Origin of the sequence: Pseudomonas rossensis (genome assembly GCF_039888995.1) — a bacterium.
Lineage (GTDB): Bacteria > Pseudomonadota > Gammaproteobacteria > Pseudomonadales > Pseudomonadaceae > Aquipseudomonas > Aquipseudomonas rossensis.
Map to the genome: position 1 here is coordinate 1 of NZ_JBBWCB010000019.1, position 12,934 is coordinate 12,934.

Below are 12,934 nucleotides of genomic sequence, written 5' to 3' on the forward strand. Positions count from 1 at the left end.
GTGCCGTCCGTGCTCGAGGCGCTGCGAGGCGAGCCGTCCGCTCATCCGCTGGCCTTGGGTCTTGTAGAAGAGTTGCCTTATCTGAAGACTCAACAACGCCTGCTGTTCGCCCGAGCCGGTATTACCCGGCCGCTGTCGCTGGACGATTACCGGGCCCACGGCGGTTTCGAGGGCTTAAAAAGGGCCGTCACCATTGGCGGCGAGCAGACCGCGACGGAAGTGTTCGATTCGGGCCTGCGTGGCCGTGGCGGCGCGGCTTTCCCGGCCGGGATCAAATGGCGCACGGTGCGCGCCACCCAGGCTGCCCAGAAGTACATTGTGTGCAACGCCGACGAAGGCGACTCCGGCACCTTCGCCGACCGCATGCTGATGGAAGGCGACCCCTTCCTGCTGATCGAAGGCATGGCCATTGCCGGCCTGTGCGTCGGCGCCACCTACGGCTACATCTATGTGCGCTCGGAATACCCGGCTGCCGTGACGACACTGCGTGCGGCACTGGACATCGCCCGGTCCGCCGGTTACCTCGGCGCCAATGTCGGCGGCAGTGGCCAGGCCTTCGATATGGAAGTGCGCGTCGGTGCCGGTGCTTACATCTGCGGTGAGGAAACCGCGCTGCTGGACTCGCTCGAAGGCAAACGCGGGATCGTCCGCGCCAAGCCGCCGATCCCTGCGTTGAAGGGCCTGTTTGGCCTGCCGACCTTGGTACACAACGTGCTGACCCTGGCCTCGGTGCCGCTGATTCTGGCCAAGGGCGCGCAGTTCTATCGCGATTACGGCATGGGCCGTTCCCTCGGCACGATGCCTTTCCAGCTGGCAGGCAATATTCGTCATGGTGGTTTGGTGGAACGGGCCTTTGGCCTGACGTTGCGGGAACTGGTGGAAGACTACGGCGGTGGTACCGCCAGTGGCCGGCCGCTGAAAGCCGCTCAGGTCGGCGGCCCGCTCGGTGCCTGGGTGCCGCCGTCGCAATTCGACACACCGCTGGATTACGAAGCCTTCGCCGCCATCGGGGCGATGCTCGGTCACGGTGGTGTGGTGGTGGCTGACGACAGCCTGGACATGGCCCATATGGCGCGCTTCGCCATGCAGTTCTGTGCCGAGGAATCCTGTGGCAAATGCACCCCCTGCCGCATCGGCTCGACCCGGGGCGTGGAGGTGATCGACCGCCTGCTGGCAGCGCCTGACCAGAGCGGTCGTGATGAGCAGGTAATCATCCTCAAGGACCTGTGCGACACCCTGCAATACGGTTCGCTGTGCGCGTTGGGCGGCATGGTCTCCTTTCCGGTAGCCAGCGCCCTCAAGCACTTCCCCGCCGACTTCGGTCTGCAATCTTCGGAGACCGAGCAATGAATACTCTCTTCGACCCGAACACCGATATCGATCTGGGCACCCCGGCCCGCGAGAGTCAGGTTCAAGTCACCCTGAACATCGACGGCCGCAGCATCAGCGTGCCCGAAGGGACCTCGGTGATGCGCGCCGCCGCGCTGCTGGGCACCACCATTCCCAAACTGTGCGCCACCGACAGCCTGGAAGCCTTCGGCTCCTGCCGCATGTGCCTGGTGGAGATCGACGGCATGCGCGGCTACCCGGCCTCCTGCACCACGCCGGTCACTGAAGGCATGAGCGTGCACACCCAGACGCCGAAGCTCGCAACGCTGCGGCGCAACGTCATGGAGTTGTACATCTCCGATCACCCGCTGGATTGCCTGACCTGCTCGGCCAACGGCAACTGCGAGCTGCAAACCGTCGCCGGCCAGGTCGGCCTGCGGGAGGTGCGTTACGGCTATGAAGGCGACAACCATCTGGCTGACGTGAAGGACACGTCCAACCCGTATTTCGATTACGACCCGAGCAAGTGCATCGTCTGCAACCGCTGCGTACGCGCCTGCGAAGAAACCCAGGGCACCTTTGCCCTGACCATTACCGGACGCGGTTTCGAATCCCGGGTCGCGGCCGCCGGAGGCGAGAACTTCCTCGACTCGGAATGCGTGTCCTGCGGCGCCTGTGTGCAAGCCTGCCCCACCGCGACCCTGATGGAAAAAAGCGTGGTCGAACTGGGTCAGCCCGAGCGCAGCGTGATCACCACCTGTGCCTATTGCGGCGTGGGCTGCTCGTTCCGCGCCGAGATGAAAGGCGACAAACTGGTGCGCATGGTTCCGGACAAGAACGGCCAAGCCAACCACGGCCACTCCTGCGTCAAAGGACGCTTTGCCTGGGGCTACGCCACTCACCCGGATCGCATCACCAAGCCGATGATCCGCCAGAACATCAACGACCCTTGGCAGGAAGTCAGCTGGGATGAAGCGGTGACCTACGCCGCCAGCGAATTCCGCCGGTTGCAGCAAAAATATGGCCGCGACTCCATTGGTGGCATCACCTCCAGCCGCTGCACCAACGAAGAAACCTACCTGGTGCAAAAACTGGTGCGCGCCGCGTTCGGCAACAACAACGTCGACACCTGCGCGCGGGTTTGCCACTCGCCGACCGGCTATGGCCTGAAACAAACCCTGGGCGAGTCCGCCGGCACCCAGAGTTTCGACTCGGTGATGCAGGCCGACGTGATCCTTGTGATGGGCGCCAACCCCAGCGACGCCCACCCGGTGTTTGCCTCCCAGCTCAAACGCCGTCTGCGTGAAGGCGCGAGACTGATCGTCATCGACCCACGACGCATTGATCTGGTGGACTCGGTGCATGCCCGCGCCGAACTGCACCTGGCCCTGCGCCCAGGCACCAACGTCGCCATGCTCAACGCCCTGGCCCACGTCATCGTCACCGAAGGCCTACTCGATCAGGCCTTTATCGACGCCCGTTGCGAGGGCAGCGATTTCGCTCACTGGAGCGAGTTCGTCAGCCGCGCGGAAAACTCGCCGGAAGTCCTTGGCCCCATCTGCGGTGTAGACGCTGCCGACATCCGTGCCGCCGCCCGTCTGTATGCCACCGGCGGCAACGCGGCGATCTACTACGGCCTGGGCGTCACCGAGCACAGCCAGGGCAGCACCGCGGTCATGGGCATCGCCAACCTGGCCATGGCCACTGGCAACATCGGCCGCGAAGGCGTGGGCGTGAATCCGCTGCGTGGGCAGAACAACGTTCAGGGCTCCTGCGACATGGGCTCTTTCCCCCACGAGTTGCCCGGCTACCGGCACATCTCCAACGAAGTGGTTCGGGCGCAGTTCGAACAGGCCTGGAACGTCACCCTGCAACCCGACCCGGGCCTGCGCATCCCCAACATGTTCGAGGCAGCCCTGGGCGGCACCTTCAAGGGCTTGTATTGCCAGGGCGAAGACATCGCCCAAAGCGACCCCAATACCCAGCACGTCACCGCGGCGCTGTCGGCCATGGAGTGCGTGGTGGTGCAGGACATTTTCCTCAACGAAACCGCCAAGTTCGCCCACGTGTTCCTGCCGGGCAGCTCGTTCCTGGAAAAAGACGGCACCTTCACCAACGCCGAGCGGCGCATCTCCCGAGTGCGCAAAGTCATGGAGCCTCTGGGCGGCAAGGCCGATTGGGAAGGCACCGTGGCCTTGGCCAACGCCCTGGGCTACCCGATGAACTACACGCACCCGTCAGAAATCATGGATGAAATCGCCAGCCTGACGCCGACCTTCACCAACGTCAGCTACGCCGCACTGGACAGCCACGGCAGCCTGCAATGGCCGTGCAATGCCGCGGCACCGGACGGCACGCCGACCATGCACATCGAGGAGTTCGTGCGTGGCAAGGGGCGTTTCATGCTCACCGGCTACGTGCCCACCGAGGAAAAGGTCAACAACCGCTATCCGCTGCTGCTGACCACCGGGCGCATCCTCAGCCAGTACAACGTCGGCGCTCAGACCCGGCGTACCGAAAACGTCGCCTGGCACGATGAAGACCGCCTGGAAATCCACCCGACCGATGCCGAGAGCCGTGGCATCAACGAAGGTGACTGGGTCGGCATCGGCAGCCGCGCCGGCCAGACCGTACTGCGTGCGCGGGTCACCGAACGGGTCGCCCCTGGCGTGGTGTACACCACTTTCCACTTCCCTGAATCGGGGGCCAACGTGATCACCACCGACAACTCCGACTGGGCCACCAACTGTCCGGAGTACAAGGTCACGGCCGTGGAAGTCAGCCGCGTCTACCACCCTTCCGAGTGGCAAAAACGCTATCAGGAGTTCAGCGACAACCAACAACGCCTGCTCGACGAACGCCGCCAGGCGCGTGGCTCTAAAGCCGAGGTACGCCGATGAGCACTGAAAATCTGATCAAAATGGCCAACCAGATCGCCCAGTACTTCGCCAGCCAACCGGACCAGCAACAGGCCGTGCTCGGCGTGCGTAATCACCTGCAGATGTACTGGACGCCCGGCATGCGCAAGGAATTACTGGCCTGGCAAACGGAGCATCAGGGGGCAGACTTGCACCCACTGGCGCAGGCCGCGGTCAGTGGGGCGGGCTGGGAGGCTTAGGTTCAGTTCACACGATCCCTTGGAATTAGCCCCGAGTGTTTCGGGGCTTTCAATGGTGCAGTGCTTGGCGGGCGGGCAGCCTGTAGTTGCCTTGACTGTCGGATTCAAGCCCGTTGCAATTCATTGACGTCAGCTGCGTTATCATCCCGCGCTTCTCTGTTCCAAAAAACCGGATGTCCATGTCTTTGCCGCTGCCTGACGATCATCAATCCCTGCCACCTGTCCTGGTCGGGCCGCTGTTGCGGCGTCTGGAGCCCACGCGGCTGGTGATGTGGCTGGTGGGGTCGCGGGCGCTGTCGCTGACGTTGCGTCTGCATGATCGCGACGCTATCCACCTCGACGCGAGTCAGTGCACGGTCATTGCGGTGGGCACCCAGGCCTTTGTTCATTTGATCGATGTGGCGCTGGACGCCGCCCTGCCCTGCGATACGTTAATCGAATACGACCTGCTGATTGACGACGCTGGCACAGGCATCGCCGATTGGGCCCCGCACTTGCTGTACGGAGACGCCCGTTGCCCCAACTTCGTCCTGCGTAAACGGGCCGATCATCTGCTGCACGGTTCCTGCCGCAAACCTCACCATCCGGCCCCGGACGGTTTGCTTTGCGTTGATCGTTTGCTGGAGTCCGAGCCGGACTCACACAAACGTCCGGCGCTGTTGATGATGAGCGGCGATCAGGTTTATGCCGACGATGTCGCGGGGCCGATGCTGCGAGCCATCCATGCCTTGATCAAGCGGCTTGGGTTGTTCGAAGAGCACCTCGAAGGCGCAGTGGTCAGCGACAGCGCCAAACTCTACGAGCACCCCGCCAGCTACTACCATCGTGCGGATTTATTACCGGCGCTGGAGAGCAACGAAACCCTGCGCGAGCGATTTTTCGGTGGGGCGCGTAAGCCGATTTTCACCAGCAGCAGTGCCGACAACCATCTGGTGACGTTCGCCGAAGTCATGGCCATGTACCTGCTGGTCTGGTCGCCAACACCCTGGACATTGATCGCCCCGCAACCACCGGCACTGACGCCTGCAAGACGCGAGCGTTATGCGCTTGAGCAGACGCGCATCGATGGCTTCAAGACCGGCCTTGGAGGCGTCGCCCGAGCACTCGCTCACCTGCCGTGCCTGATGATTTTCGACGATCACGATATTACCGATGACTGGAATCTTTCCGCGCAATGGGAGGAAACGGCCTACGGCCATCCGTTCTCCAGGCGCATCATCGGCAACGCGCTGATTGCTTATATGCTGTGCCAGGGCTGGGGCAACAACCCGGATGCGTTCGGCGCTGTGCTGAAGAAGGCCGGCGGATTGAGCGCGACCGGGCATGACCGCTACCTCGACAGTGACACTCAGGACGAGTTGATTGACGAGCTGCTGAGGTTTCAGAACTGGCATTACGTGCTGCCCACGAGCCCGGCCATCGTGGTGCTCGACACCCGCACCCGACGCTGGCGCAGCGAGATGAACCTCAAGCAGCCATCGGGTTTGCTGGATTGGGAAGCCCTCAGCGAACTGCAACAGGAACTGCTCGATCACCCTTCGGCCATCATCGTTTCGCCGGCACCGATTTTCGGCGTCAAGCTGATCGAAACCGTGCAGCGCGTTTTCAGCTGGTGCGGTTATCCCCTGCTGGTGGACGCCGAAAACTGGATGGCCCATCGCGGCGCAGCCCAGGTGATCCTGAACATTTTCCGACACTCGCGTACACCCGGTAATTACGTGGTGCTGTCGGGCGATGTGCATTATTCCTTCGTCTACGAAGTACTGATCCGACACCGCAAGGCCGGCCCGCGCATCTGGCAGATCACCAGCAGCGGCATCAAAAACGAGTTCCCGCCGGCCCTGCTCGAGTGGTTCGACCGCCTCAACCGCTGGCTCTACTCGCCCCGCTCGCCACTGAATTGGCTGACCAAACGCCGGCGCATGCGCATTGTTCCCCATGTCCCGGAACATGCTGAAGCGGGTGAACGGCTGTGGAATTCGGCGGGGATCGGGCAAGTGTTCTTTAATGAAAAAGGACAGCCGCAGGAGATCTATCAGCACAACTCAAACGGTTCGCCGAAGACGCGGATGGTTGCGCCTGAGAATGACGACTGAAGGCTGATCGTTCCCGCGCTCTGTGGTCTGCGCCCTTACATGATCGGTGTCGCTCATGAACCTCACCCGAACCCTGATCATCGGCAACTCCGGCTCCGGCAAAAGCTGGCTGGCCGAACGGCTGGCCGAGCACCTGCACGTGCCATGGGTCGATCTCGACTCGATTCACTGGTTGTCCGATGAACACAGCATCCCGCGCCCCGGTGCCGAGGCGTTGGGCATTGCACGGGTGCTTGCCGGTGAAGAGCGCTGGGTGATCGAAGGCGTTTACGGCGGGATCGTCAGTGAACTCTTGCACCGGGCAACAGCGCTGATCTGGCTGTGTCTTGATGATGACGAATGTGTCGCCAATGTTCGTCATCGAGAGGCACAACGGGACGAGCATGACGAGTTGTTGATTGCATTGCTGGACTGGGCCCGCAGCTATCGTACGCGCGAAGAGTCCAGTGGATTTGCCGCGCATCAGCGTCTGTTCGATGGGTTTAGCGGTTCGAAACTGCAACTCATGAACCGAGCGCAAACGACCGATTTCATCCATCCCTCATCCCACACCCGGCGCATTTGAGCACAGGGGATGGCGTGTTAATCGGATCGGGATTACATCGATCACGGAAACGTCTCGGAGAATCTTCGGCGATACTCAGTACAAACGTAGATGCATCGTCTGCGTAACGACCACTCGTAGGTATCACCTTGTCATCCTGTACTCATTTCTGTACGTTCTTTGCATCGAGCGAGGACTACAACATGCAAACCATCAACTACACCACAGCACGTGCACACCTTGCCGAAACCATGGATCGGGTCAATGAAGACCGCGCCCCACTGTTGGTCACTCGCCAGAAAGGCGAACCCGTGGTGATGATGTCTCTGGCGGAGTACAACGCTCTCGAAGAGACTGCCTATCTGCTTCGCTCCCCTGCTAATGCTGAACGCCTGATCAAATCGATCGGCAACCTGCGGGCAGGGAAAACCAAAACCAGGCAACTCATCGAAGAATGAATATCGAGTTCACTCCTGAAGGTTGGGAAGACTATCTGTGGTTCCAACAAAACGATAAGGCAGGACTTAAGCGAATCAACCTGCTGATCAAATCAATCCAGCGCGAGCCGTTCGATGGACTCGGAAAACCTGAACCGCTCAAATACAACTTGAGCGGCTTCTGGTCGCGCCGGATTACAGCCGAGCATCGCTTGGTCTATGCAGTCGAGGACGGCGAAATACGCATCGTGATGTGTAGATACCACTACTGAGATAAATCTCAGGCCGCGCTCACCGCCCGACACACCCCTCTCACAATCATCTCAACTTCCCGCTCATCAATCGTCAGCGGCGGCAGCAAGCGAATAGTCTTGCCCCGTGTCACGTTGATCAGCAAGCCGTGATCCCGCGCGGCGATCAGGGTCAGGTCGCGAATCGGCTGTTTGAGTTCGATGCCGATCATTAAACCCTGGCCGCGGATCTCCAGGATGTTCGGGTCGTCCGCCAATTCAATGCGCAATCTGGCCAGCAAACGCTCGCCCTGAAGTTTGGCGTTGTCCAGCAGTCCTTGTTCTTCGATGATCTCCAGCACGGTGCAACCCACGCGACAGGCCAGTGGATTGCCGCCGAAGGTGCTGCCGTGACTGCCGGGGGTGAAGAGGTCGGCGGCTTTGCCCCGGGCCAGGCAGGCGCCGATGGGAATGCCATTGCCCAGGCCTTTGGCCAAGGTCATGACATCCGGAATAATGCCTTCGTGCTGAAAGGCAAACCACTGGCCAGTGCGGCCGATGCCAGTCTGGATTTCGTCGAGCATCAGCAGCCACGAACGCCGAGTGCAGAGTTCGCGAATGGCTTTCAGGTAACCGGGCGGGGCCATTTGGACACCGCTTTCACCCTGAATCGGTTCCATCAGAATCGCCACGATGCGCGGGCCGTGGGCTTGCTGCACCTTGTCCAGCGCCTTGAGGTCACCGAAGGGCACTTTGACGAAGTCCCCCGGCAACTCGTTGAAGCCCAGGCGCACGGCCGGGCCATCACTGGCGGACAAGGTGCCGAGGGTCCGGCCGTGAAAGGCGTTTTCCATGACCACCACCAGCGGTTGCGCAATGCCTTTTTGCCAGCCATATAGCCGCGCCAGTTTCAGCGCCGTCTCGTTGGCTTCGGCACCGGAGTTGTTGAAGAAGGCTCGCTCCATGCCCGCCAATTGCGTCAATTTCTGCGCCAGCCGCTGTTGCCAATCAATGCTGTAAAGGTTGGAAGTGTGCAACAGCAACCCAGCCTGTTCGCTGATGGCTGAGACAATTTTCGGATGGGAGTGACCAACGTTGGTCACTGCTACGCCCGCCACCGCGTCCAGGTATTCACGACCGGCCTGATCCCACAGGCGTGTGCCCAGGCCCTTGCTGAAACTCAAGGCCAAGGGTTGGTAAGTGGTCATCAGGCAGGCGGCGGTCATGACATCAAGCTCCATCAATTGTCGGTGTTTTTGCAGTATGGTTAGCCACCTGAGCTAGATAAACGCTGCAACACTTCAATCATTTTAAAGCTGGGCTTGATAATGGATTTGTTCCAGGCAATGACCGTTTACGTCCGGGTGGTGGAAACCGGCAGCATGACCGCCGCCGCGTTGCAGTGCGAAATGTCCACCACCATGGTGGGCAATCACCTGCGGGCGTTGGAGCAACGCCTGGGTGTGCGTCTGCTCAACCGTACGACGCGACGCCAGCGGTTAACGGAATTCGGCACCGCTTATTACCAGCGCTGCCTCGAAGTGCTGGGGCTGGTGGCCGATTCCGAACGGTTGGCCGAGCAGGCCCTCGACGAGCCGAGCGGCACCTTGCGCATCACCGCACCACTGACGTTCGGCACCGAAAAACTGGCACCCGCCCTGAGTGAATTCACCCTGCTGTGTCCACGCGTCAAATTGGATGTGGTCCTCACCAATCGCCGTCCGGACCTGCTAGAAAACGGTTTCGACGTGGCGTTTCGCCTGGGAAATACAGTGGAGACCCACCTGATCGCCCGTCCACTCCTCGACTACAGCCTGACCATGTGTGCATCACCGGAGTACCTGGCGCGCAAAGGCACACCGGAGAAACCTGATGATCTGCAACACCACGACTGTCTATCCTTTGCCTATCCGGCCGGGGATGACTGGCAGTCGGTGGAAAAACATTGGCGCCTGACCGGTCCCGAGGGCGAAGTGGCGGTAGCGGTCAATGGACCGATGTTGATCAACAGTTCGGCAGGACTGCATCAAGCGGCGCGAACCGGTATGGGCATCGTGGTGTTGCCTGATGCGTTGATGGAGCAAGATCTCAAGGACGGAAAACTGGTGGCATTGATGAAGAATTACTTGCCGCCGAGCCGACCGATGAACCTGATGTATGCCCAGGATCGCTACCGTTTGCCAAAACTGCGTAGTTTCGTCGACTTTGCCTTGCAGAGATGGGGCAAGCACTAGCCGACCGAATACCCCATGCACTAATCTCCTCGACAGGCGGGTCACTTAGATATCAGGGCAGCAAGGAGTGCGGAGATGGGTGAGGCGTCGAATATCGAGCCGTTGAAGTTCAATCTGTCGGATTTGAACGAAGACATGGTGCACACCATTCTGGAACTGGTCAGCGACGGCATCTGGGACTGGAACGCCAACACCGGGTTCGTCTATCGCAACCCCGGTTGGTACGAGATGCTCGGCTACCCGCCTCATTCCCTGGATAACAACGTGTTGACCTGGGAAAACGTGATCCATCCCGACGATTACCAGCAGGTCATGGCCCTGTTCGATGACTACCTGAATCAGCGCGCCCCCCGCTATCAGGCCGAGTATCGCTGCCGCATGCAGGATGGCAGCTACACCTGGATCGAAGACCGTGGCTACGTATTGGCACGCAATGCCGACGGCTCGGTGGCGCGGATGGTCGGCGCGCACCGCAGCATCGAAGACAAGAAGCGCCTGTACGAAGCGCTTGAACGGCGCAACCAATCCCTTGAAGCGATCGTTGAAGAACGCACCCGAGAGTTGTCTCGCGTCAATCAGCAACTGCACATCCAACTCGAAGAAAACCGCAAACTGGCGGAAACCGACACACTGACCTCAATCGCCAATCGCTATCTTCTGGAAAAAGCCCTGCCCCAGGAATGCGAACGCGCCCAACGCTTTCGACAACCGCTGTCGCTGATCGCCATGGACATCGACGACTTCAAGAACATCAACGATCACTATGGCCACGCGCTGGGTGATGCGGCATTGGTGCAGGTGATCGATAGCGTGAAGCACTGCGTACGCGAGGGCGATCTGCTCGCGCGTTGGGGCGGCGACGAGTTCATCCTGATCCTACCCAATACACCACTCGTCGATGCCCGGGCCCTCGCCGAACGTATCCGCCGTGGCCTCGCAAGCCTGCTACCAGTGGGGGACTTTCAAGTGACCATGAGTTTTGGCGTGGTTCAGCGCTTTGAAGAAGAACAACAGACCGGGTTGCTGGCCAGGGCCGATCAAGCGCTGTATCGGTCGAAGATCGCGGGCAAGAATGTGATTTCGGGATGAACAATGCCTTGCATGTCCGCGATGTACTGCCCTCGGAAGTAGAGTCCGTACGCCATTTTCTGGGGCAGAACGGATGGGCTCACCGCACAGGCTCCGCTGAACATTTTGTGCAGTTGATCACTAACTCCCAACGCACCGCCCTTGCTGTGAAGAACTCCCGCATTGTCGGTTTTGCCCGAGGCATCACTGACGGCCTTTCAAACGGTTATCTGTCGATGGTCGTCGTCTGTGCGCAGCATCGACGTGATGGTATCGGGCGTGCACTGGTTGAGCATGTCATGGGCGAGAGCACCGACATTACCTGGGTTCTGCGAGCAGGCCGGGAAGGCGCTTCGGATTTCTTTTCAAGCCTGGGTTTTGAAGCGTCGACCATTGCGATGGAGCGCCCACGTCGTAAATAACACACCCGCCATTCACATCCCCGCCTTCACCAACACCGGTTTCTCCTGATACCGATCCGGATACAGCTGCTTCAACTGCGCGACCTTCGGTAGATCGTTGATCACGATGTAGGGATAGGTCGGATGCTCGGTCAGAAAATCCTGATGCTCCTCCTCCGCCGGGTAGAAACCGTTGTAGGTCTCCAGCTTGGTGACAATGGGTTTGTTGAACGAACGAGCAGCGTCCAGCTGGGCGATGTAGGCCTGAGCGACACGTTGCTGTTCGCTGTTTTCCGGGAAAAGCGCCGAGCGATACTGAGTGCCGCTGTCAGGTCCCTGACGGTTGAGTTCGGTAGGGTTGTGAGCCACCGAGAAGTAGATTTGCAGCAAGGTGCCGTAGCTGACCTGACGGGGGTCGAAGGTGACTTCGACGGATTCCGCATGACCGGTATCGCCATTGCTGACCCGCTCGTACTGAGCAGTGTTGGCTGCACCGCCGGCGTAACCGGAGACAGCTTTCTTCACCCCTTTTACATGCTGGAACACGCCTTGGACGCCCCAGAAGCAACCGCCGGCAAAGACCGCCCTTTCGCTGTCGGCCTGGGTGGTTTCGTCGAGGGTGGGTGGAGGAATAATGACCGCGTCTTCCGCCGCACCGAAGGAGAACGCCAGGCATTGGCCGATGACGCCGGCAGCAGCCAGGCCGAACAGGGTGCGGCGCCAGGTGAATAGGGTTTTCATGAGGCTGACTCCTGAATAAATGGAATGACGATCAACCGAACGTAAACGCGAAAAAGTGTGTCCATGGATCAAGCCGTCTTCGGCACAAAAGTCATCGCCAGGCCGTTCATGCAGTAGCGCAAGCCGGTGGGTTTGGGCCCATCATCGAAGAGATGACCCAAATGACCGCCACAACGCCGACAGTGGACTTCTTCGCGCAGCACCCCGAAGGAACGGTCCTGACGAGTGGCCACAGCCTTGTCCAGCGGTGCCCAGAAGCTCGGCCAACCGGTGCGGCTGTCGAACTTGGTCGTGGAAGAAAACAGCGGCAGATCGCAACCGGCGCAGGCAAAAGTACCTTCACGGTGCTCGTTGTTCAGCGGGCTGCTGTAGGCCCGTTCAGTGCCCTCTTCGCGCAGGATTTCGTACTGCTCGGCGCTGAGCATGGCGCGCCATTCGCTGTCGCTGTGAGTCACCTCGAACACCTCTCCCGCGTCGGCATCACTGACCAGTGCAGAACGCGCGGCAAATTTTGGCAATACACCGATGACCAGGGCTGCAGCGCCTAGCCCGCCGCTTGCTACGAGAAACTGTCGCCGTGAAAACATGGTCGTCTCCGAAAATTCCAGATGCCTGACATGGAACACAGCCTAGGCTTGGGTTGATCGCCAAATCCTCACGAGAAGTTAAACAATTCGTGATAACTCAGGCCCCGGAAAACCCGCACAATGCGCTCATTGCGCCGAAGGATTGAGCT

The 12,934-nt window shown here is 60.3% G+C and carries 13 protein-coding genes; 10 read left to right on the forward strand and 3 right to left on the reverse strand.

Features of this window, described 5'->3' with window-relative positions; all coding sequences use genetic code 11:
- The 7 genes from WLY71_RS07800 to WLY71_RS07830 form a co-directional block, all read left to right on the forward strand.
- Positions 1 to 1,350 (forward strand): complex I 51 kDa subunit family protein (locus WLY71_RS07800; protein ID WP_347803105.1); only part of this gene is annotated, 1,350 nt, incomplete at its 5' end.
- On the forward strand, positions 1,347 to 4,229 hold the full coding sequence (fdhF, locus tag WLY71_RS07805) for a formate dehydrogenase subunit alpha (RefSeq protein ID WP_347803106.1): 2,883 nt from the start codon (positions 1,347 to 1,349) through the stop codon (positions 4,227 to 4,229). The genes WLY71_RS07800 and fdhF, both read left to right, overlap by 4 nt.
- Positions 4,226 to 4,447, forward strand: a complete 222-nt coding sequence (locus WLY71_RS07810) for a formate dehydrogenase subunit delta (RefSeq protein ID WP_095131521.1) — start codon at positions 4,226 to 4,228, stop codon at positions 4,445 to 4,447. Before fdhF ends, WLY71_RS07810 begins: the two co-directional genes overlap by 4 nt.
- Positions 4,448 to 4,620: 173 nt before the next feature.
- The gene (locus WLY71_RS07815) at positions 4,621 to 6,543 is read left to right on the forward strand and encodes an alkaline phosphatase D family protein (RefSeq protein WP_347803107.1); all 1,923 of its coding nucleotides are present in this window, start codon (positions 4,621 to 4,623) and stop codon (positions 6,541 to 6,543) included.
- A 55-nt stretch (positions 6,544 to 6,598) separates the two neighbouring features.
- Positions 6,599 to 7,108 (forward strand): P-loop NTPase family protein, encoded by a 510-nt coding sequence (locus tag WLY71_RS07820; RefSeq protein WP_347803108.1) that lies wholly within the window; start codon positions 6,599 to 6,601, stop codon positions 7,106 to 7,108.
- A 182-nt stretch (positions 7,109 to 7,290) separates the two neighbouring features.
- Positions 7,291 to 7,545 carry a type II toxin-antitoxin system prevent-host-death family antitoxin gene (locus tag WLY71_RS07825; protein ID WP_134096615.1) on the forward strand — a complete coding sequence of 85 codons (255 nt, stop codon included), beginning with the start codon at positions 7,291 to 7,293 and terminating at the stop codon, positions 7,543 to 7,545.
- Positions 7,542 to 7,796 carry a Txe/YoeB family addiction module toxin gene (locus WLY71_RS07830; RefSeq protein WP_140683793.1) on the forward strand — a complete coding sequence of 85 codons (255 nt, stop codon included), beginning with the start codon at positions 7,542 to 7,544 and terminating at the stop codon, positions 7,794 to 7,796. Before WLY71_RS07825 ends, WLY71_RS07830 begins: the two co-directional genes overlap by 4 nt.
- An 8-nt stretch (positions 7,797 to 7,804) precedes the next feature.
- On the opposite strand, the gene WLY71_RS07835 is transcribed toward WLY71_RS07830, so the two are convergent.
- Positions 7,805 to 8,980 carry an aspartate aminotransferase family protein gene (locus tag WLY71_RS07835; RefSeq protein WP_347803109.1) on the reverse strand — a complete coding sequence of 392 codons (1,176 nt, stop codon included), beginning with the start codon at positions 8,978 to 8,980 and terminating at the stop codon, positions 7,805 to 7,807.
- Positions 8,981 to 9,082: 102 nt separating this feature from the next.
- On the opposite strand from WLY71_RS07835, the gene WLY71_RS07840 reads away from it, so the two are divergent.
- From WLY71_RS07840 to WLY71_RS07850, 3 genes are all read left to right on the forward strand, one after another.
- On the forward strand, positions 9,083 to 9,988 hold the full coding sequence (locus WLY71_RS07840) for a LysR family transcriptional regulator (protein ID WP_347803110.1): 906 nt from the start codon (positions 9,083 to 9,085) through the stop codon (positions 9,986 to 9,988).
- A 75-nt stretch (positions 9,989 to 10,063) separates the two neighbouring features.
- Entirely contained in the window at positions 10,064 to 11,077 is a 1,014-nt protein-coding gene (locus WLY71_RS07845) for a sensor domain-containing diguanylate cyclase (RefSeq protein ID WP_347803111.1), read from the forward strand.
- On the forward strand, positions 11,074 to 11,478 hold the full coding sequence (locus tag WLY71_RS07850; protein WP_347803112.1) for a GNAT family N-acetyltransferase: 405 nt from the start codon (positions 11,074 to 11,076) through the stop codon (positions 11,476 to 11,478). The genes WLY71_RS07845 and WLY71_RS07850 overlap by 4 nt, the downstream gene beginning before the upstream one ends.
- A gap of 12 nt (positions 11,479 to 11,490) precedes the next feature.
- Here the strand turns inward: WLY71_RS07850 and msrA are convergent, their stop codons facing one another.
- Both msrA and msrB read right to left on the reverse strand, forming a co-directional pair.
- A complete protein-coding gene (gene msrA, locus WLY71_RS07855) occupies positions 11,491 to 12,198 on the reverse strand; it encodes a peptide-methionine (S)-S-oxide reductase MsrA (RefSeq protein WP_347803113.1) in 708 nt (235 codons plus the stop codon).
- A gap of 68 nt (positions 12,199 to 12,266) precedes the next feature.
- Positions 12,267 to 12,785, reverse strand: a complete 519-nt coding sequence (gene msrB, locus WLY71_RS07860; protein WP_347803114.1) for a peptide-methionine (R)-S-oxide reductase MsrB — start codon at positions 12,783 to 12,785, stop codon at positions 12,267 to 12,269.
- Between the last annotated feature and the right edge of the window lie 149 nt (positions 12,786 to 12,934).

Bases quoted from the DNA above. Each gene is read 5' to 3' on its own strand.
- fdhF (WP_347803106.1), top strand. From the start codon at position 1,347: ATGAATACTCTCTTCGACCCGAACACCGATATCGATCTGGGCACCCCG.
- WLY71_RS07810 (WP_095131521.1), top strand. From the start codon at position 4,226: ATGAGCACTGAAAATCTGATCAAAATGGCCAACCAGATCGCCCAGTAC.
- WLY71_RS07815 (WP_347803107.1), top strand. From the start codon at position 4,621: ATGTCCATGTCTTTGCCGCTGCCTGACGATCATCAATCCCTGCCACCT.
- WLY71_RS07820 (WP_347803108.1), top strand. From the start codon at position 6,599: ATGAACCTCACCCGAACCCTGATCATCGGCAACTCCGGCTCCGGCAAA.
- WLY71_RS07825 (WP_134096615.1), top strand. From the start codon at position 7,291: ATGCAAACCATCAACTACACCACAGCACGTGCACACCTTGCCGAAACC.
- WLY71_RS07830 (WP_140683793.1), top strand. From the start codon at position 7,542: ATGAATATCGAGTTCACTCCTGAAGGTTGGGAAGACTATCTGTGGTTC.
- WLY71_RS07835 (WP_347803109.1), bottom strand. From the start codon at position 8,980: ATGACCGCCGCCTGCCTGATGACCACTTACCAACCCTTGGCCTTGAGT.
- WLY71_RS07840 (WP_347803110.1), top strand. From the start codon at position 9,083: ATGGATTTGTTCCAGGCAATGACCGTTTACGTCCGGGTGGTGGAAACC.
- WLY71_RS07845 (WP_347803111.1), top strand. From the start codon at position 10,064: ATGGGTGAGGCGTCGAATATCGAGCCGTTGAAGTTCAATCTGTCGGAT.
- WLY71_RS07850 (WP_347803112.1), top strand. From the start codon at position 11,074: ATGAACAATGCCTTGCATGTCCGCGATGTACTGCCCTCGGAAGTAGAG.
- msrA (WP_347803113.1), bottom strand. From the start codon at position 12,198: ATGAAAACCCTATTCACCTGGCGCCGCACCCTGTTCGGCCTGGCTGCT.
- msrB (WP_347803114.1), bottom strand. From the start codon at position 12,785: ATGTTTTCACGGCGACAGTTTCTCGTAGCAAGCGGCGGGCTAGGCGCT.